The sequence below is a fragment of the Clostridium sp. genome (genome assembly GCF_036569345.1).
Lineage (GTDB): Bacteria > Bacillota > Clostridia > Clostridiales > Clostridiaceae > Clostridium_AD.
Map to the genome: position 1 here is coordinate 14,542 of NZ_DATCQT010000172.1, position 26,640 is coordinate 41,181.

The 26,640-nt window shown below is 31.2% G+C and carries 15 protein-coding genes, 1 riboswitch and 1 other annotated feature (1 of these 17 only partly in view); of the genes, 4 read left to right on the forward strand and 11 right to left on the reverse strand.

Annotation, left to right across the window (positions count from 1 at the left end):
• Positions 1–102: a binding site (T-box leader), on the reverse strand; it reaches 158 nt to the left of the window's first position.
• A gap of 173 nt (positions 103–275) precedes the next feature.
• From VIM70_RS17410 to VIM70_RS17420, 3 genes are all read right to left on the reverse strand, one after another.
• Complete coding sequence (locus VIM70_RS17410) at positions 276–1,421, reverse strand: helix-turn-helix domain-containing protein (protein WP_331947049.1); 1,146 nt, start codon at positions 1,419–1,421, stop codon at positions 276–278.
• Positions 1,422–1,561: 140 nt separating this feature from the next.
• Positions 1,562–2,689, reverse strand: coding sequence for a Ger(x)C family spore germination protein (locus VIM70_RS17415; protein WP_331947050.1), 1,128 nt, complete (start codon positions 2,687–2,689; stop codon positions 1,562–1,564).
• Complete coding sequence (locus VIM70_RS17420; RefSeq protein ID WP_331947051.1) at positions 2,682–4,088, reverse strand: spore germination protein; 1,407 nt, start codon at positions 4,086–4,088, stop codon at positions 2,682–2,684. Before VIM70_RS17420 ends, VIM70_RS17415 begins: the two co-directional genes overlap by 8 nt.
• 160 nt (positions 4,089–4,248) lie before the next feature.
• Here VIM70_RS17420 and VIM70_RS17425 point away from each other — a divergent pair, with 160 nt between their 5' ends.
• Positions 4,249–5,340, forward strand: coding sequence for an endospore germination permease (locus VIM70_RS17425; RefSeq protein WP_331947052.1), 1,092 nt, complete (start codon positions 4,249–4,251; stop codon positions 5,338–5,340).
• A gap of 88 nt (positions 5,341–5,428) precedes the next feature.
• Here the strand turns inward: VIM70_RS17425 and VIM70_RS17430 are convergent, their stop codons facing one another.
• On the reverse strand, positions 5,429–5,971 hold the full coding sequence (locus VIM70_RS17430) for an ECF transporter S component (protein WP_331947053.1): 543 nt from the start codon (positions 5,969–5,971) through the stop codon (positions 5,429–5,431).
• Between the two features lie 376 nt (positions 5,972–6,347).
• On the opposite strand from VIM70_RS17430, the gene VIM70_RS17435 reads away from it, so the two are divergent.
• Positions 6,348–6,503, forward strand: coding sequence for a lmo0937 family membrane protein (locus tag VIM70_RS17435; protein ID WP_331947054.1), 156 nt, complete (start codon positions 6,348–6,350; stop codon positions 6,501–6,503).
• A gap of 66 nt (positions 6,504–6,569) precedes the next feature.
• Here VIM70_RS17435 and VIM70_RS17440 read toward each other — a convergent pair whose 3' ends face one another.
• The 3 genes from VIM70_RS17440 to VIM70_RS17450 all read right to left on the reverse strand — a co-directional run bounded on the left by VIM70_RS17440 (position 6,570) and on the right by VIM70_RS17450 (position 10,544).
• Positions 6,570–8,165: a peptide chain release factor 3 gene (locus VIM70_RS17440; protein ID WP_331947055.1), complete on the reverse strand. Its 1,596-nt coding sequence runs from the start codon at positions 8,163–8,165 to the stop codon at positions 6,570–6,572.
• A 630-nt stretch (positions 8,166–8,795) separates the two neighbouring features.
• Positions 8,796–9,791, reverse strand: coding sequence for a tryptophan--tRNA ligase (gene trpS / locus VIM70_RS17445; protein ID WP_331947056.1), 996 nt, complete (start codon positions 9,789–9,791; stop codon positions 8,796–8,798).
• Positions 9,792–10,169: 378 nt separating this feature from the next.
• Complete coding sequence (locus VIM70_RS17450; RefSeq protein WP_331947057.1) at positions 10,170–10,544, reverse strand: desulfoferrodoxin; 375 nt, start codon at positions 10,542–10,544, stop codon at positions 10,170–10,172.
• A gap of 275 nt (positions 10,545–10,819) precedes the next feature.
• Between VIM70_RS17450 and VIM70_RS17455 the strand changes: the two genes are divergently transcribed.
• Positions 10,820–11,029 (forward strand): hypothetical protein, encoded by a 210-nt coding sequence (locus VIM70_RS17455; protein ID WP_331947058.1) that lies wholly within the window; start codon positions 10,820–10,822, stop codon positions 11,027–11,029.
• A gap of 66 nt (positions 11,030–11,095) precedes the next feature.
• Here the strand turns inward: VIM70_RS17455 and VIM70_RS17460 are convergent, their stop codons facing one another.
• Both VIM70_RS17460 and VIM70_RS17465 read right to left on the reverse strand, forming a co-directional pair.
• The gene (locus tag VIM70_RS17460) at positions 11,096–19,723 is read right to left on the reverse strand and encodes a GH36-type glycosyl hydrolase domain-containing protein (protein ID WP_331947059.1); all 8,628 of its coding nucleotides are present in this window, start codon (positions 19,721–19,723) and stop codon (positions 11,096–11,098) included.
• Between the two features lie 165 nt (positions 19,724–19,888).
• The gene (locus tag VIM70_RS17465) at positions 19,889–21,190 is read right to left on the reverse strand and encodes a M18 family aminopeptidase (protein WP_331947060.1); all 1,302 of its coding nucleotides are present in this window, start codon (positions 21,188–21,190) and stop codon (positions 19,889–19,891) included.
• A gap of 173 nt (positions 21,191–21,363) precedes the next feature.
• Between VIM70_RS17465 and VIM70_RS17470 the strand changes: the two genes are divergently transcribed.
• Positions 21,364–22,551: a cation diffusion facilitator family transporter gene (locus VIM70_RS17470; protein WP_331947061.1), complete on the forward strand. Its 1,188-nt coding sequence runs from the start codon at positions 21,364–21,366 to the stop codon at positions 22,549–22,551.
• A gap of 963 nt (positions 22,552–23,514) precedes the next feature.
• On the opposite strand, the gene lysA is transcribed toward VIM70_RS17470, so the two are convergent.
• Positions 23,515–24,813: a diaminopimelate decarboxylase gene (gene lysA / locus VIM70_RS17475; RefSeq protein ID WP_331947062.1), complete on the reverse strand. Its 1,299-nt coding sequence runs from the start codon at positions 24,811–24,813 to the stop codon at positions 23,515–23,517.
• 28 nt (positions 24,814–24,841) lie between these two features.
• Entirely contained in the window at positions 24,842–26,044 is a 1,203-nt protein-coding gene (locus tag VIM70_RS17480; RefSeq protein WP_331947063.1) for an aspartate kinase, read from the reverse strand.
• Between the two features lie 183 nt (positions 26,045–26,227).
• Positions 26,228–26,399: riboswitch (Lysine riboswitch) on the reverse strand.
• Positions 26,400–26,640: the final 241 nt, after the last annotated feature.

Genomic DNA, 26,640 nt, shown 5'->3' on the forward strand with positions numbered 1-26,640 from the left:
AAAGCTCCAGAATGTATTTCACTGTATTCCTTAACTAGTTCACACCTACCACTAGCTCTCTAAATAATTTTTACAGTTACTTTTTTCTTTCATAGCCTTTTAGATATAATTTTTTATGTTATTAACTATATATATATACTTAAAGTATATCAAGTACCCTAACCACTCATTTTCTGTGTTTATACACATCTATCTGCTTATTACGCTAATTTGCAATCATATTCTCCCTAACCTATAAATATATCGTTAAAAACCTATCTAACACTAAATCAAATTTAAATAAAATTTTTAATTCCTGGAAAAATAACTTTAAAAGTATTATCATCCTTTGAATCTACAAATATAATTTTACCATATTTAATAAAAGCTTTTTTCATCCTCGCAAAACCTCTTCCAGATTTAGCAAACCTTTTTCTATCATCTAATGCTATTAACTTATCATATATCCACATATTCCTTTTTAAATAATTATGACGATTAATTTCAGTTGAAAAAAATAAATTTCCAGGACTAACTACACTTACACTGTTGTAGCTTACTAATATTTCGATTTCCTTATAAAATATAGTATAATCCCTATAAAGGATCGCATTTTTTACGGCCTCATGGACTGCACCTATAGGATAATTTAATGGGAATATCTTTTTAAAAAATTCTTCTACCCTATCTAACATGTCTAATAAGTTCCCCTGTACAATTGTAACCTCATCAAAGTTATCATTTACCTTATTTACAATCTTTATCATATTATGAGGTAAATAAATACTATTAACTGAAGAAAATACTAATAACCCTCCCAGGGTCACTACCCTTTTGTTATAATCTCTTTCAACAAAGGCTATTCCTGCATTGTCCATAAATTCTAACTTGTTGCTGTCATTTACTAAAATGCCCTTACTTAAAAAAAACTTATTTATTATGTTAAAATCCAAACTATTAGTATCACTATTTATAATAGGCATAGTTTCGATATTGAGGCTGAAATTTTCTTGTAAACAGGAAATCAATTCTTCTTTGCGCATGGTATCTGTTGTAGAACCTCGCCTAATGTAAAAAGCCCCATTTTCTCTTAATTGATATGGTTTCTGACCACCATCATATATGGTTATGATAGCTAAATTTTTACTTTGATGTACTACAAACTCTATAGATACTGGAATAGGTGGTTCACATCTTGAACTAATAATTTGTTGTATTTGTTCTTCTTTAAACTCATAATCATTAATGCCTATAATTATTTTTGTTTTATCTTCCACTCCAATAATAATGTATCCTCTTCCTCCACGGGAGTTTGCTATAGCACATACGTCCTTAGCTAATTCCTTTTTACCACTTTCCATTAATATATCAATTTTCAACTTATAATCTAATTTTGTACCCTCATCCCTCTTTAACAACAAACTAATTCTTTTGGTATCCATATATTTCACCCCAAACGCGCTATAATAATATATTATGTTTAAAGTTATACAATGTTCAAATATAATTATAGTTTACAACAAAAGACGATGGAATACCATCGCCTTTTGTTGTATAAAAGAAATCATATATTCAAAACAAACTATTGAAAATTTTTAGTATCCCCAATGTTCATTATTTGTACTTTTACTTCCATCTTTAACTCAGTTTTATTAATAATATCACCTTGAATTTTTATTTTGGGGTACTTTTCATCAAATTGTTCCTGTATATCAAAAATATCCACTCCTAATCCCTTATATTTTGCAAATATAGAGTTACATGCATCTTCAATATTTTTTTCTGCTTGTTCTTGAATTTTATTGATATTCTCCTTTGTAAATACAATACTTTTTTGAGCCTCCCCAAAATCCACCTTAACTTTAATCTGCTTTTTTAAATGAACAATCTTACCATCATAGCTAACTTCTGTCTTAGTTTTACTTTTTAAAATTTCTAAAGTTACAAATTTGTTAATATCAAGAGGGTTAGTTACTTCTAAGGTACCACCTGAAATATCATTTATTAAGAAACTAAAACCTTCACCTTCACCTCTTTCTAATATACTAATCATCCTATCATTTTTAATTACTGCTCCACCGTTTATTTCTAATTTTGCATCTATAGCATCTTTTTTAATATCTATTATAGGTACTACATTTGCTTTATCGCCAAATGTTCTTTGATTGTAAAAATCATTAAAGGTTAATGTGATAGCTCTTGAAGTTGTTTTAATATTTTCTATAATTTGCACTAAAAGTAATCCAATATATTTTTCTTGAACAATATCAATCTTCATGAGTTTCTCTGGATCCCCTACATATACTGCAATATACGGCCTTAAAAGTAATTCTTCATCACGGTCTAAAAAATCTATAAAATCTTCAACGCCATATTCCGCAGCCGCTTGAGTAAATATTATGGCTTTATTTTGTGTCCAATTTAATTTATAACTAGCAATAGCATTCATATCTCTAACGGCTTCAAACATTGTTTTACCATTTCCTTTAAATAAGATTCTTTTGTCCATCCCTGCACCCGCTGATGCTGATCCTCTAACTCCCTTAAAGACTTCAGCATACAAGATAGGATTTCCATTATGATCCACATCTATCATCACGGCAGTAACAAATAAAACCCTATTAATATCCTTATAACTAAAACATGATGACATAATAAAACAATTCATTATTATACAAGTCATAACTAATATTTTTTTACACTTATTCATTATAGTCATCCCTATCAAAAATACTATTAGATATTTTACTAAGATCTTTTCTATATAATAAATCCTTAAATTTAAAACTTTCTAATGTACCTAATGGAAATAAATATGGATATCCGCAACTTTCAAGTCCCGCCATATGTGAAATAAAAATAAAAAATGCAATGTAAAATCCTGGGAGTCCTAGAACTGCAGAAAATATAATAATAATTATATTCCATATGGATAGTGCTCCGTAAAGCTTAGGCACTAAAAATGAAGCTATAGACGATAGTGCCACAATTACTATAGTACTTTGTGATGCTAAACCTGCTCCAACTGCAGCATCCCCTAAAACTAAGGCCCCAACAATACTCATTGCCTGACCTATTGATTGAGGTAATCTTATTCCTGCCTCTCTAAGTAATTGAAAGAAAAAAGTCATTAATAATAACTCTAAAATAGTAGGAAGGGGTATGTCAGCTCTAGAATTTGCGAGTTTTAAAGTGATTGCCGTTGGGATAAGCGAAAAATGATAAGTAGAAAAGGCCAAATATAGCCCCGACAAAAGGCTAGCAATGCAGAAACTAACCACTCTCATAATTCTTGAAATATTAGAAAAATACATATTTGAATAATAATCATCTGGTGTTTGAAAATTATCTATAAAAAAATATGGTGCAGTAATTACAAAAGGAGTTCCATCTACAATTATTGCTATTTTACCTTCTAACAACTTTGCTGCTGCAACATCTGGTTTTTCGGTACTTCCTATTGTGTCAAAAGCTGTGTGCTTATTTTTTAATTCCTCTTCAATATAATTCGTGTCTAATATAAACTCTAATTTTATATTAGTCACCTTTTTTCTTATATAATCAACAAGCTTCTTAGGTGCCACACCTTCTATGTAGCATATTATAGTTACTGTATTAGATTTATCGCCTAAAATTATGGTCTCGAATTTCAACCCTGGATTTTTTATTTTTCGTCTTATTAGCGATACATTATCTACAAAAGCCTCCGTAAATCCTTCTCTCGGCCCTTTAATTACATTTTCTGTAGGGGGTACTGCCACAGACCGCCTCACATACCCTTTAGCCTCACAATAAAATGATTTATCAGTAAAAGAAAATATTAGAACCAAATCTCCAGATAATATATGGTATACAGCATCTTCATTACTATTAACATCTCCAATACTGTTAGCTGGTAGTACCTCTTTCTTTATATACTCTAAATCTATAGTTTCAATTTTATGCCTTATTAGAGGATTAAATATATACTCACTAATAAATTTAGAATCACACAAATCATCAATAAATACACCGTATATTATTCCTACAGAACATTTTATCTCTCTGTACTTTACATCATAACTATTCTTTAATTTTTCTTTAATATAATCAATATTTATCTTTTCCATTTTAATCACCCAATTTATTGTTTGTAATGTTCAAGTTTAATATTCTAGAATTTTTTAATATTTAAGTCTAATATTCTGAAATAGGGAAATACTACTAATAAGATACAAATTTTAATTATACTGTGTAAAATCAAAAACAGAAAGGGGGCACGAAGATAAAATGGATAAGTTAAATACAAAACATTTGATGTTCATAATATGGGGAACCTCTATCGTAGCGATGAAAACTTACCCAAATGTATTCATTGTAAATGGAGGTAGAGATTCCTGGATTGCTGTTATTATTGCCTCTATTTTCTTATTTATTTATTTCATTTATTTACTTTTCGTTTGTAAAAAGACTAATTGCTATGATATGGATAAAATATACCATAAAGCTTTAGGTAAAACTACTGGAGACATTTTTTTAATTTTATTTATTATAACTTTGATTGTAAGCCTAATAGAAAGTTCCTCAGTAGAGGCAAATGCCATGCACTTAAATATACTTTCAGCTACTCCGCCTTGGTTTTTACTCTTGTTTATATTAATACCTGCCATATATATTACAAAAAAGGGTACGAGGGCAATAATTATAGTTACTATTATTGGTATATCCCTTATTATGTTTGCAGGTATAAACCTAGCAATTCTTACAGCTAAATATAAAAAATATAGTTACTTACTTCCTATAATGGCGAATGGAGTAAGCAAATCTTTTGTTTTATCTATAATAAAGGCACTAGGATGTTATGGTAGTATAGCTATTTGCATTCCATTTTTCTCTAAAGTATATAATAAATCAAAAATTACAAAACATTGCATTATTGCAATATTGATTGTAATACAAATGGAGATTTTCGCAAGTATAGGTCTTTTAAGTACCTTCTCCATAGCTAGAGTTTTGTCCCTTAATTATCCCAAGCTCATACAAACCCAGTTAGTAGATTATTTCAGCATTATAGAGGGAGGAGAGTTTTATGTAATGCTTCAAATGGTAGGTGGATGGTTTATAAAATATGTATTAGCGCTAAATGCTATACTACTATTATCTAAAAAACTTTCTTTCTTCAATAAATACTGGATATATATGATTACTTTATTTGTATTCATAATTTCCTATTTCATTTCTGCTAAAGTATTAATATTATATAAATTTTTAAATATATACGTCTATTTTTCTGTAGTGAGTTTCATATTGATACCAACAATAATTTTTAGTGTATTCTATATTAAAACAAAAAATGCTTCTAAAGCATATCCTAAAAAATAGAGTATCATACTGATTAATTGTTTTAAATATGATTAAAAAAAGAGCCATCTCGCAATAGAAATTTCTATTTTGAGACAGCCATTTTTTACTAATTTATAAATCCATGTTTTTTATTATATTTAACCAAAGTCATGGATAATGGCAATGCAAGGGCAATGCCAACAATAATTTGACCTATATTTGCAGGAATGTCTGCAAGCGCTAGTAGTGCATTGTTTGAAATTAGTTTGTATACTATAAAACCTGAAAGTAAATACCCCAAAACCATCCATGCACCCGCAACTACAAATGCTAATAGATTGTTCCACAAATTATCTCCTTTATACCCAGTTCTGTATGCTATCACAGCTGTAATATATGCCATTCCACCTTTTACAATCAGTGTAAACGGTGCCCAGTAGAACCAAGGTGTTGTTAAATCAAATATAGTCATGCCAAGTGCAGCAGCTATAACGCCCTTTTTCTTTCCTAGTAATATGGCAGCTAGATATACCATACTATCTCCTACATGGAATACAGCGCTGTTTCCAACGGGTATTTTTATTAGATATGTTGCAATGTATATAATAGCGGACATAATTCCAATTTGTACTATGTCAATTGTTTTTATTGCTGATACTCTATTTTCCATTTTCTCCCCCTACGCTTTTAATTTAAATACAATTTAATTTTCAATATTTTTAAGCTTTACTCTATTACTATTATATACAATAACTATAATTTATCAAATGTATGCATACACTATTTTTAAATTTAATTTCATATTTCTTTTTGCATATACATTGCTTAAGTAATACATACTATATATGATATTTATATAGTTTAATCATTAAACATAGATATAATTCAATTCAAACCATTTTAATGAATTAATCTGCTCAAGTAGATAAGCTACTCTAGTAGAAGAGCTCTACTCTAGTAGACGAGTCCTACTCTAGTAGAAGAATCTACCTTAATAAATTTTAGAATTTCATTAAATTGTTATTTTGATAAATGGAGGTTAAAATATGCCTTTTTTACGTTGGTTAGGTGGATTTGTAGTGTTATTTTGGTTGATGGGAGTACTTTTTAGTAAAGGTGGAAGTTTAATTAATATTCTACTTGTAATTGCTACAATTGTATTTGTAATTGACGTATTATCTAACAAAAGAAAAACCATGTAATAAAAAATATTAAACGCAGAAAAATCTCTTGAAATTATTTCAAGAGATTTTTCTTTTATTTTCATATTAGTCGTTATTTTTACTTACATCTGATAAAATCAAGCCTTTATTATGCTCTAACGCCCAACTAATACCCCAATCATTTTGGAATAATAATAGGTCTCTATCCTTAAAATCTTTAACTAATCTAGCATCACTAGTCAAGTTAAGTTTTTCTTTATCTAATTTACTATTTTCAATCCACCTTATATGATTAAACGCTAACCTTTCAATTTTAATATCTACACCATATTCATTTTTAAGTCTGAATTCTAGTACTTCAAACTGTAATACCCCTACAACTCCCACTATAATTTGTTCAATCCCTATATGAAGTTCCTTAAATACTTGGATTGCACCTTCTTGAGCTATTTGGGTTACTCCCTTAATAAATTGCTTTCTCTTCATAGTATCAACAGTTCTCACTCTTGCAAAATGTTCTGGAGCAAAAGTTGGTATTCCCTCAAACTGAAATTTATTAGAAGAAGAACATATCGTATCTCCTATGCTAAATATACCTGGATCAAATACTCCAATAATATCGCCCGCATAAGCCTTATCCACTATTTCCCTCTCTTGTGCTAAAAATTGTTGAGGTTGCGCTAATTTTATTTTATTACCACCTTGCACATGATAAACATCCATGCCTTTTTCAAACTCACCAGAACAAATCCTCATAAAAGCAATTCTATCCCTGTGAGCTTTATTCATATTAGCCTGAATTTTAAATACGAAAGCAGAAAAGTCTTTACTAAAAACATCAATTTTTCCTATGCTTGAATTTCTTGGTAGTGGAGATGATGTTAACTTTAAAAAGTTATCTAAAAATGGTTCAACCCCAAAATTAGTTGAAGCGCTTCCAAAAAATACTGGTGTAAGCTCCCCATTAGCTACTTTTACTAGATCAAAATCATCTCCCGCTACATCTAAAAGCTCCATATCTTCCATAAGCTTTTTATATAGATCATCTCCAATAAGTTCAATTGCCTTTTCATCATTAACATTTATTTTTGTTTCTTTAGCTTCAATTTGGCCATGTTTACCATCATCAAAAACAATGATTTCCTTTGTACGTCTATCGTAAACACCTTTAAAATCTACGCCACAACCTATAGGCCAATTCATTGGATAAGATCTAATTCCAAACTCATTCTCGATTTCTTCCATAAGTTCAAAGATATCTCTAGTTTCTCTATCCATCTTGTTAATAAAGGTAAAGATAGGTATTTCTCTAATGCTACATACATGGAATAGTTTTCTTGTTTGTGCCTCTACTCCTTTTGCACCATCAATAATCATTACTGCACTATCTGCCGCCATAAGGGTTCTATAAGTATCTTCACTAAAATCTTGATGCCCTGGTGTATCAAGTATATTTATACAAAAATCATTATAATTAAATTGCATAACTGAAGACGTAACGGAAATACCTCTTTGTTTTTCTATCTCCATCCAATCAGAAACCGCATGTTTAGTTGTTTTTCTAGCTTTAACTGAACCTGCAAGCCTAATTGCGCCTCCATATAATAATAACTTTTCTGTAAGCGTAGTTTTACCAGCATCAGGATGGGAAATTATAGCAAATGTTCTTCTCTTTTGAATCTCTTTTATGTAATCCGCCAAGATCATCGCGCTCCTTTTTTCTTTTTTTGTTATGTACATTTATATATATTTAAGCAACCACTCTCAAAGCTTCTAGTGATTCTAAAATTTCACTTATCATTTCTCTACCTATCAATTTTAGCTTTTATCACCATATCTGTCAACTAAGGTTGTACTATAAGTTAATTCCTATACCCTTTATCCTTAAACAACCATACATCACAAATATTATATATAATGAATAACCCTTACAACTTCTTAGGGCACATAACAACTATTAATAATTGTTATGTGCCCTCAAGAAGCACCCATAGTTACCCGTCAACCAATGTGAATGCCATCGAATTCTATATTTTACCTTCAATTGGCCTTGCACTTGCACTACCCGTAGGGATCCATTAATAACAGTATGTAATTTCCCCGGAGTGCTTTGCAATAAGAAGCGAAGAAACATTGAAATTCCATTTAGAAATTCTTCTTTTGCGTAAATAAAATTCTCGTGAGCTTCCACAGGACGTGGAAGCTAGTGAACCCGAGACAGGACGTCGAGTGTGAACGGTAGAGAATTTTATTGGAGCAAAAGATTAGAATTTCTTAATGGAATTTTCTGTTTCAAGCTCGTTTGCAAATCACGCAGGGGAATCTTATACTTTACCTTGGTATAAATCCTATTTTCTTTTGCATTTTCCTTAACGTTTTATTAGCAACATAATTAGCTTTCTCCGAGCCTTTTTTATAAATTTCCTCTAAATAAGCTTTTTTCCCCGTGTATTCGTTAATCTTAATCTGTATAGGTTCAAGTTCTGCAACTATTGCCTCTGCTACATCTTTTTTAAATTGAGAATAACCTAATCCTTCATATTTTTCTTCTATTTCTTCTACAGACATATTGGTTATAGCCATTAGTATGGTCATTAAATTCTTAACGCCTAATTGTTCATCATTATACTTAACAACTCCTAAGCTATCTGTAACTGCCCTATTCACTTTTTTTCTTATAACTTCAGGTGGGTCCATTATTAAAATGAATCCATTTATATTTTCTCCTGATTTAGACATTTTCTTAGTTGGTTCTTGTAAGTCCATTACCTTAGCTCCTGATTTACCTATATATGGTTCAGGTATTACGAACGTATCACTATACGTTTTATTAAATCTTTCAGCTATATCTCTTGCAATTTCAAGATGTTGAGTTTGATCTTTTCCTACAGGCACTAAATTAGTTTGATATAATAAAATATCTGCTGCCATTAGGACTGGATATGTCAATAATCCTGCTCCTACACTTTCACTATTTTTAGATTTCTCTTTAAATTGGGTCATTCTGCTTAATTCCCCCATGTAAGTAGAACAAGTTAAAAGCCAAGCGGCTTCACTATGTGCGGACACATGTGATTGAATAAACATAGTATTTTTCTCAGGATCAATCCCTGAAGCTAAGTAAATAGCTAATACTTCTAAGGTTCTTTTTCTCAAATCCTTTGGTTCTTGCTTTACTGTTATGGCGTGTAAATCCACCACACAGAAATAACATTCATATTCTTCTTGTAATTTAACCCAGTTTTTTATAGCTCCTAAATAATTTCCCAATGTTAATTCACCCGAGGGTTGAATTCCACTAAATATTACTTTTTTATTATTTTCCAAAATAATCATCTCCTAAAATATAAAAAAAGCCCTATGGATAAATCCATAGGGCGTATTTACACGGTACCACCTAATACTTAGACGCTACAATAAAGCTTCTACTCAAACAGATACATTCATATCCTACCTTTGTAACGTAAGGCTTACGTCAAGGACTACTGCATTTCATCCCGAATCTCAGAGACCCATTCAATTTAAACATAATTATCGTAATTCCACCTTAGGACATTAAAGTAAATACCCCACTACGACTCTCTGTGAATTTGTTTTCAAATTTACTTACTTCTCATCAAAGACTAAAATATTTATAAGACATTTAAAATGTCTTATAAATATTTTATGCCTATTTAGTTAAATTGTCAACATAAAATTCAAATTTTATGCTTTCCAAAGACCATGTAAATTGCAATATTCTCTTACATATAACACTTCTTCTTCTATTTTAAATTCTGCTTCTGGTTTCTCGCCTACTTTTAAGAATTTTCTATACACTTTATTTGCTGTGTGTACTTCAATAAATTCAATATGATGTGCTTCAAGCATTGGGTGCTCAACTGCTCCAACCTTAACTTTTATTCCACCTTCTATTTTCTCAACTACAGGAACATGTTTTTCAACTGCAGCGTCCTGGGTATTCTCTAATTTAAGTGTCATATTTTGTCCACAACAGACTAAAGTCCCACCTGAATTATGAACAACCTCAACTATGTTACCACATATTTCGCATTTGTAGATCTGTCTTAATTCTGTCATTTATATTCCTCCTTTAAATTTAGAGCTCAATAAATACTTATTATTATCTTTTAATCTATAACAGTTATTTATTGATAGTAATTATATATATTCTACATCTTTTTAAAAATTCCTCTTTTTTAGACAAATTATTAATTACTTATATACTTTATGCTAATTCACTGCATCGTATGCAATCATAATTTTTTAACTAATATTACCTTCATTTTTTTTCTCTTCTGTGGAACACTAAATGTTATAAATATATATTATAATTTATAAAGGGAGGTAATAATATGTCTGAAGATCAAACTAAAGTATATGTGCCACACCAAAGGGATTTTTATGAATTAGACGACGAAACAGAAATACGCTCTTATTCCGAAACGGATTCGACTATACTTCCAAACCCTGTAACTGACCCTATAGTTTCTATGAATATATCTAACGTTGAGTTTGACTATACTTATGACGGCGGACAAGAAATTCCGGATACAGATGATTAATTGTGGTTTTAAATAAATTTTTACAAAAAAGATGGGATGACTTCTACTTAGAAGTCATCCCATCTTTTAAATTATAACCTCTACCTTATGCACTCCATCACTAAATGGAACAAATCCATTGGCGCATAATTTGCCATCCAGCCAAATTCCTTTGTCTCCCTGGCGTTTAACCTCAATAATATATTCAAATTTTTCTTTTTTATAAATTATCTCATAGTGACCCCATTCTTCTGGTACACAAGGCTCTATGGTGAACCCTTTACCCTCCTTTAGTTTAAATCCTAGAATAGCTTCTATTCCAGTTCTATACATCCATCCTGAGGTTCCGGTATACCAACTCCACCCTCCTCTTCCTACATGAGGTTCTTTTCCATAAACATCAGCAGTCATTACATAAGGTTCCGTTTTATATCTCTCGCACTCAGGTAGGGTTTTTGTATGATTAATTGGGTTTATCATATTATAGAGCTTTGCTGCCATATCTTCTTTATGAAGTTTAGCAAAGGCAAGAATTACCCAAGTTGCAGCATGCGTATATTGACCACCATTTTCTCTAACTCCAGGTACATAACCTTTGATATAACCTGGCTCCAAAGTAGATTTGTTAAAAGGTGGTGTTAAAAGTAAGATCATTCCATTATCTTCTTTTATTAAGTAGCGTTCTAATGACTCCATTGCCTCTTGTGCTCTTTCTTTATTTGCAGCTCCTGAAATAACTGCCCAAGATTGAGATAAGGAATCAATTTTACACTCTTCGTTTTGAGAGGAACCAAGTGGTGTGCCATCATCAAAATAAGCTCTCCTATACCAATTGCCATCCCATGCATTTTCCTCTAAGTTTACCCTTATATATTCTTGTTTATCCTTGTATTTTTTAAGTCTTTCATCATCTTTTTTATATGAGCAAGCTTCAATGAAATTTCCAAGTATATCATACAAGAACCATCCAAGCCATACACTCTCACCCATGCCTTTATTACCTACGGTACTCATTCCATCATTCCAATCTCCACTTCCCATTAGTGGAATGTTATGAGAACCGAATTTAAGGCTTTTATCTATTGCTTTTATGCAGTGTTCATATATACTCCCTGTGAAATCTGACTTTCCTGAAATACTATATCTTTCGTCTTCGCCTTCAGCTAGTGGCGTATCCATTAAATACTTAGCCTCTTCATTAAGAATATCGAAATCTCCAGTATTTTTTATATAATCCATAGTAACATAGGGTAACCATAATAAGTCATCAGAGAATCTGGTTCTTATTCCACTGTCTACAACTGGATGCCACCAATGTTGCACATCACCTTCAACAAATTGTCTTGATGCACTATATATAATTTGTTTTCTAGTCATAATAGGCTCAATCAAACTTAGTGACATTACATCTTGAAGCTGATCTCTAAAGCCATAAGCTCCACCAGATTGATAAAAAGCAGTTCTGGACCATAATCTACATGCTACAGTTTGGTACATAAGCCACCCATTAAGCATTAAATCCATACTCTTATCTGGGGTCTTGACTTGCACCGTATGAAGTAACTTGTTCCAGTATTTTTTCACATTCTCTAATTCAAGCTCCACTCTGTCATATTCTGAAAATTCCTTTATAATGTTAGAAATTTCATCTATATTTTCATCTTCACCGAGCATTGCTATTAATTCGATTTCTGTGTTAGAATCTATATGAATTTTTGAAGTAACTGCAAGACATGGATCTAATCCAGCTCCTACACTATTTGAAAGTCTTATTCTCTTTAGAACCTCAGGGTCCTCAACGCTTCCTCCTCTGCCTAAAAATTCGCTTCTGTTGCCAGTAAAACTTTGATCTTCGCCTCCAACTAATTTCAAGAAAGCATTGAGTTTACCAAAACTATGGTTATAAGAATTTGTAGCATATATATATTCATTTTCTTCATTCAAGTAAGTAACAATGTGCTGCGCAGTGTGCTCTCGTACAACTCCCATTACAATTTCTGCATAATAAGTTATACTCAAATCTCGAGCTATATCACTGTTATTTTTCAATTTTATTTTACATAACTTCACATTATGCCCCATAGGCACAAACATTGTTACTTCACCCATAATTCCACAAGCCTCATGTTTAAAGCTTGAATATCCAAATCCATGCTCAATTAAGTATTCTCCACCATCTCTTATAGGTTTAGGAGTAATACTCCACACATTACCGAAAGTTTCATCTCGCAAGTATATAGCTTCTGAGCATTCATCGCTTACCCAATCATTGGACCAAGTAGTAATTTTGTTTTCACGGCTGTTTTGGTACCAAGTATAAGCCGCTCCGCATTCTGATACATGGAATCCAAAATCACCATTAGAAATTACATTTATCCAAGGTGCTGGAGTATTATTAAAATCTTTTAGTAGAATAGTATAGTTCTCACCTTCTACATTAAAGCCTCCTAAATCATTAAAGTATTCTAATGGCTCCAATTTGAACTTGTGACCTTTAAATTTTAATTTATTTTCTATAGTTTTTAATAATGGTTGTTTTTCTACTTTGTTGTTCTTATTCTGAATTTGAGATACGAGCAGTCCTTTGGAGGAATCTATGACTAATCTAGCTATGGCTATCATAAGTTCTATATCTTCATCATTAATAGTTGCCTTATTAAGTATGAAGAATCCCCCAGGTTTATTTTCTTTATCTCTTAAGTGGCTACTGCCTACTAAATCCTTAATATCAGTTTGTAGCGGTTGATCATATGATGTCTTTTGAAGATTTATTATAACCAAGTCAATTATTAGCCCTTTAAGACTTAAATACTCATGGGCGTTTAAAAGTTGGCGAACTAGGTCTTTATCTTTACTCTCGCGTACTATAAGAAGAATTATAGGCAAATCTCCTGAAATACCATATCCCCAAAGTGTAAATTGACTCTTTTTAACATTTACTATATATTCTCCTCTTTGTTTAAACGTGGAATTTAGGAATAAAATTTTAGAAGCCATAACCTGATATAAATTCGCTTGTGTGGATTTTATACCTAAATATTTCATATCTACCTGAGTTTGACTCCACGCTAATTCAAATACCCTGTTTATATTATGAAACTCACTATATTTTTTAGCTAAACTTATTACTTCTTCCTTACTATTAGCTATTGAAGTGGTGAATGCTATAATACAGGTTTCACCAGGTTTTATCTTAACCTTTCTTCTCACACTCACTATAGGATCGAGCACCGCTCCAACAGTATTAGATAAAGTTGAGCCAGGTTTCATACTTATAGGATGTGTTGTGTTTTCTCCACGCCCTATAAAATTAGCTCTGCTAGTCTCATATTGAATAGTTCCCATGGTAATTCCTTCTATTGCAACAGTCTGCATAATCCAAGGTTGTTTTCCTCCCTTAGATCTAGGTCTTCTAGTAGCCAGGATGCAGCTAGGATTATCCACATATTCTGTTTTTACAAACAGATTGCCAAATGCAGGATGAACTATATCCGCATCATAGTGAGCTAATGTTACTTCTAAATAGCTTGTTATCTCTAAATATTTACTCACGGTAGTATTATTTGTAATTGATAATCTTCTTACCTCTGAATCATCTTCTGTTGACACAGTAATTTCCATGCGAGTAGAAATATTATTATCACTCCTTGTAAATTCTGCTTTGTCTAATGAAAAGGTTACTTCATATCTGTCAGCTACTTTTTCACAAGGTTCATAAGCCGCACTAAAGTATTCATTTTCGTCCACATCCTTGATATACACGAACATGCCCGTATTGTCTTTTGTGACATCTTCCTTCCATCTATAAATCATAGTTTTATCTCGCAGAGCATACCCTGCTCCACTGTTTGAAATCATTAACGAATAACTTCCATTAGAAATTAAATGTGTTTCTGGTGTTTCAGTTTTCGCCGTAGTGTATTTTCTAACTATAATCTTTTGTTTTCCTGTAGTAGTACCTGGTAAATTAAAATTATATTTTCTATCATATACAACTCTCTTAGAAATTTTCTCTTGAAGTAATAGCTCCGTAGCTTTGACCTTTGGCAAAGCATGAAATCTTTTTTGAAGAATATTATTTAACAATACATTATCTAAAGCCATTAAACTCATTCCTTCATGATGAATCATAAAACATTTAATAATGGCCTTAGGCTCATCTTTAGACATTCTGCTTTTAGTATAATCTACAGCCTCATAAAAACCGTAAGTTCCACCAAGTCCTTCAGCAGTAAGTTTTAGTAGATTATCATAAGCTCCTCTAAAATCAGTTTGAAGTGCCATAACAGTAGAATATGGTGCAATAACCAATTCATTTTCAAGTCCTGACTTTAACCCTACTCCAGCTACTCCAAATGCCTTGTATTGGTAATTTGAATTTAAATCAAAATTATAAAATGCAGATTCAGAGATTCCAAAAGGTACCCCTCGCTCATAACAATATTTTTTTTGAGCACCAATTACTGCTTTGTAAGTTTCATCAAACATTGTCCCCGGATAATTTCTCATTATGAGTAAGGGCATCATATATTCAAACATGGTTCCACTCCAAGATACTAGTCCCTTACTTTTTCCCATAAGAGTCATAGACCTACCAAGCTTAAACCAATGTTTTTTAGGAACATCTCCTTTTGCTATGGCCACAAAGCTAGCCTGCCTTGACTCAGAGGCTAATAAATCATAATAACTCCTACCTAGACTATCACTCTCAACGTCATATCCAATTTTAAGAAGTTCTCTGTCTTCATCATATAACATTTTAAAATCAGTAGCTTCTGCCATAACGTTTATTCTTTCTTTTAAACACTCTATGGTCTTAATGATCATTTGAGATTTTTCTTTTGTATGTTTCAATAAAATTTTCAATTTTGCTAAAGCTTCATCACTTTTTAAATCATTTTTCACCATATTTAATATTTCATTTATTTTCTCTGGAATACGACTTATTGCTGTAGTTTCCTGTAGGCTTCGTAATGAATTATTAATTTCCAAATTAAAGTTTTTTTCATAGGCTTTATCAGACCAAGGAAAAAATTCATTTATTTCCTCTAAGAATCTACTCACATCACCTTTGAGTTTTTTATTCCAATAAAGTTCCTTATCTAATCCGATTTTCTCCACTTTAGTAACTATTGATGATAAACCTATTATCATAGTTTTCCAAGAGTTAAAATCTGTTATATTGTCAATGCCACGCATAACTCCAGAATATAATTCTTTTACTTCTTTATAATTTTCCGTTTCTTCACTAGCCAGCCTTAATACATCTTGCAAACCCTTGGCTTTAGAAAGGCTAAATATTGGATAACTTAAATACTCATCTAATGCTTGGGAGACTACCCAAAGGTAACCAACTAAATTTCCACTATCTACAGTAGATACATATCTAGGATAAAGTGGAGTCTTAGTTTTAGTATCATACCAATTATAAAAATGACCATTGTATGTATCCATATCTTCCATTGATGTTATAATCTTCTGTATTCTGCGTGTCACCTCTATGATCCCTATATATCCCAAATCGTAAGCAACAATATTGGAGGTCAATTCCATGCCCATATTGGTTGGTGAAGTTCTGTGAGCTAATCCATTAGGCGGGTCTTCTTGGTAATTATCTGGACCAAGCCAATTATTTTCATCATTTACAAAATCCTCAAAATAGGCCCAGGTTTTCCTGCTTAACTTCCTTAAAAAAATCTTTTCTTCTTCCTTTATTTCAAATGTTTCTAAGCTTCTATCTCGACTTATACCATATGCAATTAAGGGACTTAAAAACCAAAGTATACAAGAAGGAATACTAAGAAATCCAATACTCATACTTGAATTAAATGCTAGAAACAAAATTAATAGTGAAACTGCACTACCAATCCACATAGAAGCTATAAAATCTTTAAGTCTTTTCCCTAGCTTTACCTCAACATCTGCTGCTGTCTGCCACTCTAGTAAATTTTTTTTACTTACTATTACCCTATATAGGGTTCTAATTATAGCATCAAGCATCATATATGCTTGGTAAGGTATAAAGCAAATAATCAAAAATACTTGTTCTATAGCCATTTTACCATTTTGAATCTTACCTGATAAACTTATTCCAATAGACGGAGAAACTACAGCTTCTGATACATCAAATAGTATAGGTGCTAAAATTGCAACAAAGGCTGCAATAACCCATTTATCTGTACCGTCAGGCAATATTCCACCTAAGGCAAGTATTATCAATATTGTAATTGAAGGTGATAATAGGCTCCTTCTTAAATTATCAAATATTTTCCATCTAGATATTTTATTTATTGGTGAAGCCTTCATAATCCAAGGCAACAATTGCCAATCTCCCCTAGTCCACCTGTGTAATCTCATTGAACTAGAATTGTAATAAGCTGGGTATCCATCTATAAATTCCACATCCGTAACTAATGCGGTCCTAACATATGACCCCTCTAACAAATCATGACTTAACACAGTATTTTCAGGTATTTCTCCTTTTAACATATAATTAAAAACATCTACATTATAAATCCCTTTTCCAGTAAAAATTCCTTCTCCAAATAAATCCTGATATACATCAGACACTGCAGTAGTATAAATGTCTATACCTGTTTCACCAGAAAATATTTTTGAAAATAGTGTTTTGTTTGCGCTAAGAATAGACACTCCTATTCTAGGTTGCATTAACCCATAACCTCTATCCACTTTCTTTTTACTATTATTTATAACAGCATTATTTAATGGATGTGCCATAGAACCAATTAATTTTTTGGCAGAGTCCCTCGGAAGTTTTGTGTCTGCATCTAACGTAATAACATATTTGACCTTTCTTAGTTGCTTAGCATTGCTGCTTATTGTATTGTAACTAGTATTATCGTTACCTCTTAAAAAATCATTAAACTCCATAAGTTTTCCACGTTTTCTCTCGAAACCAATCCACTTGTTTTCTTTTTTATTGTACAGCCTTACTCTATTTAAAAAGAAAAATATCTTTTTTTCAGAACTACAATACTTTTTATTTAATTTTTCTATTTCTAAAAGCCCAACATCAACTATAACTCTATCTTCTTGCTCCTCCTGCGTATCACTATCCTTAAAATCTCCGAGTAATGCAAAATACAAATTTTTTTGAGCATTAGCTAAATAATATACTTCTAAGTCATTTATTAATTCCACTACCCTACTAGTATTATTTAATAAAGTTGGAATTACTACAACCGTACTATATTCTTCTGGTATTACTTCTTTAAACTCCATTTTAGGTATAAACGAGTTCGCAGTCAGAACACTTACACTCCAGTTGAAAATTGATATTACTATTTCGCTACAAGGCACTAATATAACAATTACGGCTAGAACATATCTCCATAGATCTTTATCATTATCATTTAATAGACTACTAGAAATAATTAGATATACTATTAACATGGTAAACGTAATAATAGTACCTATATAATAATTTTCTATATTTTTCTTCAAGTTACTTTTAATGTCTTGTATACCAGTGTTTTTATAACCTATTTTTTCTTTTAGTTCCTGTTGACCATCATCTATCAAATAATATCCAACATGCTTTTTATAGGTCTTATTTTCTAAGTCCTTACTTTCACTACAACATTCAATAGCTTTTTTTGCTATATAGGACTCTGGAAGTCTTGTATGTTTAGATATTTTTTCTATTATATGTCTATATTTATCTCTAGATTTAAAATCCATTTCTCCATAAATACATGATGGATCATCTCTCAAAATATTCTCTACAGGACTCAATTTCTCATAATATCTTTTCCAATTTAAACCTTCGATGACTCTTATACTATTAATAGAATTTGCCATAGATATTTCAAAATTAGCTTCTATTTGATGTTCTAGAGCTATAATTTTTTCAGAACTTGTTTCCTGTGCTACAAGCTTTTCATCTATAAAATCATATATTTCTTTAGAATCAATACCATTATCTCTTAATAATTTTAATAATTTTTCTGTAAAATGAAAATTAAAAGTATACTTTTGACTATTTAATAATGATATCTCTGTACTAATCCTGCCTTCAGAATAAGCATTAATTAACCGTTCAGCAACTAATTCTGCTTCTTTTTTATCCAGCTCCGCTTTAATAACTTTTTCTGTTATCTTACTAATATTTTGAATTAATGCTATTTTCAGCATTATAGGAATTGCCCAAAGTTCACCAGACGTCAGTATGGTGTTCTTTTGGTACGCACTAATAAAGTTTGATATAATTGCTTCATCCATTCTCCCATCGGTGTGAGAGACTATTTCAATTACAATATGATAAACTCTTGGATATCCCTTCATTACTCCTTTGCATATTACAGGTAAGTCTTTATAATATGTTTGTGGCATATTATATTTTATGCTCTTATACTCTTTCTCTATCAAGTAGAGATTATCAATAAGCCATTCTGCAGCAGGTAATACCTCTTTTTTATCTTTACCCTCTTTATCTATATTCTCGTAACCGTTTAAAATTATTTCATAACTTCTATCCAAATTACTAATAAGCTTTTTCTTGCAATTAGTATTTTTGACATCAGAGTAATGGCGTGCTATTTCAAAGGCATGTTTTTCTAAATCTTCTTTATTCACATTTATGGATGGCACATCTTTTAATAAATTTTCTTCTTCGTAATGATTTAGATTTTTTCTCACTACTATGTAAATTAAAATACCTATCACGACTATTGCCCCTAATGTAACATATGACATTATAAACACCCCTTTAACACTTTTTGTTAATAATATTTGTAAGTTTTTAGGACTAGATGAAATTATTATCTCCAACTAACTGCTTAATTATTAGTAAAAATAACAAAAACCTCACAACTAAATATTGTGAGGTTTTTGTTTATTTATGGCTTAGTTCTATTAGTATTAAATTTTATAAAATTCTTCAAAGGATTTTATAACATAAAAATGGTCCATTACTCCCCCTAATTCCCTAATAGAATGCATAGCTAGAGTTGGGCTTCCCATATCTACTGAGCGTATGTTTAGATGAGTTGAAGATATTGGTCCTATAGTTGATCCACCACGTGCATCAGAGCGATTAACAAATTTTTGCACAGGAACTCCTGCTTTTTCGCAAACTAATTCATAAACCGCATCAGAGTTACTGTCAGTGGTGTAACTTTGATTGGCACTTATTTTTATAACTGGGCCCTTATTCATGTAAGGCTTATTTGTTGGATCATTTTTTTCTGGACTATTAGGATGAAGCGCATGTGCATTATCAGCAGATATTATAAAGGATTTAGAAATAGCTCTTAAAAAATCCTCTCTATTTTTGTCTAAAGATATTGTAATTCGCTCTAATATATTAAGTAGCATATTTGAGTCCGCGCCTTGCTTAGTTGCACTTCCAACCTCTTCGTTATCAAAACAAACCATTACATTTGTTGCCTCTACGGCAGATGTTTTAGATAACGCCCTTATTCCTGCATGTACCATAGCTAAATCATCTAATCTTGAGCTTGAAATAAATTCATTGTTTAAACCGATAATTGATCCCTTTTCGTATTCATAAAGGAATAAATCAAAGTCTATGATTTGTTTAAGTTCTACAGATAATTCTTTTGCAATGGCATTCATAAGATAATTATTTTTTTCTAATTCTTCATTTACCATTGATAAAAGTGGCAATGTATCCTTTTGTTTATTTAGTTCAAATCCAGTGTTTATTTCTCTATTCATATGAATAGCTAAATTAGGAATTATCATTATAGGCTTATTAATATTCACTAACTTAGTTTCTGGATATAAAGTATTTTCGCCTCGCAAAGTTACCCTACCAGCTACAGCTAGAGGTCTATCCATCCAAGTATTTAATATAGGTCCGCCATAAACTTCTGTGTTTAATCTTACATATATATTATCTACTACCATTTCCGGATTTGGCTTAATTCTAAAACTAGGAGAATCCGTATGTGCTGCAATAATCTTGAATCCATTTTCCTGAATTTTTCCCTCTCCAACTACAAACGCTATTAGTGCAGAGTTATTTTTAGTCACAAAGTATTTCCCGCCTTTTTTAAGGTCCCACTTTTCATCTTCTTTAATTTCTATGAATTTTGCTTTACATAAGTCTTCTTTTACCTTTTCTACAACATGAAAAGCGGTTGGACTATCATAAATAAAATCAATAAGATTTTGGGCAAATTCTAATTCTTTGTTCATATATATTCCTCCAATGAATGTGCTTTAAATAAATACTTTTCTTATTCCTTTCACCATTATATCAAAAATTTTCATAATATTTCTATATAATCTTAATTAATGATATAATTGAACCTAAAATATATGTTTAGAATTAATTGTTTAAATTATACTATATATTCAGAGGTGTAAATATGTTATCAAAATTCTTAATTTCAAAATTCGTAAAAAATTATAAAGACGTTCACGATAAAAAGGTAAGAGATTCCTATGGTTACCTAGGAGGATTAGTTGGTATTGTAGTAAATTTAATTCTTTTTACTGTAAAACTAATTATAGGAATAATATCAAATAGTATAGCAGTTACTGCAGATGCTTTTAATAATCTTTCAGATGTAGCTTCGTCTGTTATTACAATTCTAGGTTTTAAACTAGCTAGTAAACCCCCAGATAAAGAACATCCTTTTGGTCACGGGAGGCTTGAATATATTTCTGGACTTATAGTTTCCTTTTTAGTAATGCTTGTAGGTATTGAGTTCATTAAAACCTCTTTCGGCAGAATAATTCATCCCTCAAAAGTGATTTTCAGCCTTATACCCTTCATATTAATATTAATTTCTATAATATTTAAAATTTGGATTAGTGGATTTAATAAGACAATAGGTAAAGCTATAAAATCTTCTGCATTAGAAGCTTCTTCCACTGATGCATTAAGTGATGTATTTAGTTCAAGCTGCGTTGCATTATCATTACTCCTATCTATTTGGATTGATTTTCCCCTAGATGGGTACATTGGAATACTTGTATCTCTTATAATAATATATGCAGGTTATACACTTATTAAAAAAACCATAAATCCCTTACTTGGTGAAGCTCCAGATAAAGGCCTCGTTGAGGGGCTTGAAACAAAATTACTATCTTATAATTATATTACCGGAGCACATGATTTAGTTATTCATAACTATGGTCCCGGTAGATGCATGGCTTCTATTCACGCAGAAGTCCCCTGTGATATTTCTGTAGTTAAAATTCATGAAATTATCGACAAGGCTGAAAAAGAAATTTCCGAGGAATTTAGCATATATCTAGTTATTCACATGGACCCTATAAATACAGATGATGAGGAGGTTAATGCCTCTCACGCAGAACTTTTAAATGTACTAAAATATTTTTCTATAATAAAATCAATTCATGACTTTAGAATTGTAGGAGAAGGCGAATATAAAAATTTAATTTTTGATGCTGTAATTGATTTTAATTCAACTTTTACAAAAGATGATGAAATTAAACTAGAAACCGAAATCAGTATAGAGCTTAAAAAATGTTGCCCTAGTTACAATGTCGTGATGACACTAGATAGAGATTATTTAGGTGTCCAGTAAAATTAAAAAAGTATATATTACTCGTAATGCTTGATTCAATGCATTATACGTAATATATACTTTTTTTGTGCGTACAACATATAAGAAAACTCATAGAAAATTTTCCACTATGTGTTTCTTTTAGTCCTACATTATTTATTTTCTAATAGTAAAAATTTGAAAAGTAACCCCAAACTTATCGGTCACTATGCCATATGAGGGGCTAAAGTAAATTTCACTAAGTTCAACAATTATTTTACCATTTTCCTTCAATTTCTCGTAAAACTGTTTAGTTATTGAGATATCATCGCTTATGCAATTATCCAAAAACCTTTAGAGTTAATAACATGCGTAAAAGAAAAACTAAATATAATCTTAAATCAGTATAAATAATTAAAATATAAATAAACCTCTTATGTGATTTCATATATCAGCTCATATTGTTATAGGATTACCAAAAATGAATAGACGCCATTGCCGATAATATCAATAACAAAACAAGTATTATAGACACTACAATCAGTCTATTTTTTGATGATGGTCTCATATAATACTCCCTTTCCACTGTTTATAATGATAGATTAATAACAAGCATAAATTTCTCGATAGTAGCTCCAAATAAAGACTTTTGGGTAAGAGTTATTAAGATTTCTCATGTTTTTGTTTGCCATCCCTCTCAAATAATATAAAGTATAATATTTACCGAAGTGGCTTGCAATAAGAAGCGAAGAAACATTGAAATTTCATTTAGCAATTCTTCTTTTGCGCAAATAAAATTCTCGTAAGCCTGACAGGAAGTCAGGCTAGCGAACCCGAGACAGGACGTCGAGTGTGAGCACATAACAATTAATAATTGTTATGTCCCCCAGCGAACCACCCAGAGGTAGAGAATTTTATTGTAGCAAAAGATTAGAATTTCTTAATGAAATTTCACGTTTTGAGCTCATATTGCAAGGCACGCCGGAATTTAGATACTTTCATTACCTATAGACATACTTCATTGCTAATCATGTCTTGATAAGTTTGTCTTTTACATATAAGTTTATGGCTACCTTCATTTACCAAAACCACCGGTGCCTTAGGTATCTTATTATAATTACTGCTCATTGAGTATCCATAAGCCCCAGTTGAAAGTACAGCCATAAGGTCTCCACTATTAACCATTGGTAGTTTTACACCTTCGAGTAATATATCTCCACTTTCGCAACACTTACCTGCTATTGTGACTACTTCTGTACATGGACCACTTATTTTATTTGCCAGTACGCATTGATATTGTGCATTATATAAGGCCGGTCTTATATTATCTGTCATTCCGCCATCCACTGCCACATATTTTCTAACCTCTGGTATATCCTTTATAGCTCCTACAGTGTATAATGTTATTCCTGCATTAGCTACAATAGACCTGCCTGGCTCTATAACAAGAATAGGATAGTTTATTCCAAATTCTTTGCACTTAATTTTAGCTTCCTCAATTATTGCAGAGCAAAAATCCTCTATTTCCTTAGGCTCATCACCTATGTCATAATAAACACCAAAACCCCCACCTAAATCTAATTCTTCTATATCATAATTAAATTTTTCTTTGATATTTTTAATTAAAGATGTCATTATGTGCACAGCCTCTCTATAAGGTTCTAATTCAAAAATTTGAGACCCTATATGGCAATGAAGTCCTGAAAGTTTTATATTTGTTAGACTCAAAGCAGTCCTTATAACTTGTTCTAACTCATTATTTAATATTGTAAATCCAAACTTTGAATCAATTTGTCCAGTTTTTATATAATCATGAGTATGAGCCTCTATTCCTGGAGTTACCCTAAGAATAACCCGTTGTATAATGCCTTTTTTCTTTGCTTTTTCATCTATTATTTCCATTTCGTGAAGATTATCTACCACAAAAGTACCTACTCCAAGCCTTATTGCCATTTCAATTTCATCTATTGTTTTATTATTACCATGAAAATATACCTTTTCAAGTGGAAAATCGGCCTTACACGCAGTATACAATTCTCCTCCTGAAACTACATCTAAATATAAACCTTCATTTTTTATAATTTCACACATAGCAATAGTTAAAAATGCTTTTCCAGCATAAGCTACTTTGTTATGTTCCCCTTCTGCTTTAAAAGATTTATAGAACCTTCTACAATTATCTCGTATTAGTTGTTCATCCATTATATAAAGAGGGGTACCGTATTCCTTAGCAAGAACCTGAGCACTAACACCTGCAATACTTAATATATTATTTTCATTCTTTATATTACCAAAAAATCTCACATAAATCCCTCCTTCCATAAAACCTTGTTTATAAATCAAATTCCTTTGCAACAACCTTGATAGCCTTTAGTTTGTCTGAAGTTTTAATAGCACAGGTAATTCTTATTTCTGATGTGGTTATCATTTTAATTTCAATATCATTTTTATTAAAAACCCTAAACATTCTAGCTGCTACTCCAGAGGTTGTTTTCATGCCAAGACCCACCATGGAAAATTTGGTTATGTCCTCATCAACTATTACTTTATTATCTACTGGTGTTAATTTATCTATAATTTCAAGACTTTCCTTTAAACTTTCTTTAGGAATTGTAAATGATACACTTACCATTCCATCTACTGGTGATGATTGACTTATCATATCTATATTAACTCTTTTACTTCCTATAGCTTCAAATATTGTGGACAATATATTCACACCTTTGGGTATATTCTTAAGAGTTACTTCCACATCATCATCATTAGTTGCTATACCTGTTACTGGTTTACTTTCCATATTCATGTTTTTTACCTCCTTAATTACAGTTCCTTTAATATCACTATCACTTAGACCTACATATATAGGTATACTGTATTTTTGAGCAAGCTCTATTGACCTTGAGTGCATTATTTGAGCTCCTAGACTTGCTAGTTCAAGCATCTCTTCATATTCTATTTCATCTAATTTTTTAGCTTCACTGTATGCCCTAGGATCTACACTATAAATTCCAGAAACATCAGTATATATTTCACACCTGCCATTAAGCTTTACAGCCAGTGCAACGGCTGTAGTATCTGATCCGCCCCTACCTAAAGTTGTAATGTCACCTTCTCCATTTATTCCTTGGAAGCCTGCAACTATTACAATTTTACCCTCTTTTAAGCTTTTTTTAACCTTGTTACCGTGTATATCTTCAATTAATGCTTTACCATATTGTCCACTAGTCTTAATTCCAATTTGATATGCAGTATAACTTATGGCATCATACCCAAGGTCTTTAATTGCCATAGCTAATAATGCGCTTGAAATTATTTCTCCTGTTGAGAGTAATGCATCTAATTCTCTTTTATCCGGTTCTTCTCCTATCCCTTTAGATAGAGCCAATAATTCATCTGTAGTATCTCCCATAGCAGATACTACTATAACTAATTCTGTATCCTTGTTTTTTCTCTTTATTATGCTTTGTGCAATTCCTTTAATTTTCTCTGTAGTACCTACAGATGAACCTCCATATTTTTGAACAACTACTGCCATAATCAAATCATCTCCTGGGTCGCTGCCTATTAACAGCTAATAAATTTACAACTTTTCGTATCCCTTATTATGTAATAATATTTTAAGATTTTCTTTTGCACTGTTAATACATAACTCCAAAAAAAAATTATGCAGCAAAGGAACACCCTTGCTGCATAAAATATTTTTTCATACAAACTTCGTGTACCTTGTAGCTCTCCACTGACAAATCAGTGACAACTTTACACATATTATGTATAAAACCAGAAAATAACTTTACCAAATATATTTTCTTCGGCCATAGCTCCTTTTCTTATCCATCTTAGCATGCCTGCTCCGAATAAGTACTAATAGATACAGCACCTCTACCCTAGGTAGTTTATTTATTTAATTGTTTATTAGTTTATCACAGTATGTTTATAATCACAAGTATTAATTATAGAGCTTTTTTAAAATATATATATACTATTTATATATTTCGCTACTAATTCCTCTGCCTAGGACTAACCTAGCATATTCTTACTACACTATATACATAAAGAACAGTGTTAATACATTTTTTTATACACCATTTAATTTGATTTACATAACATATATATGACACTGTTATTTAATTT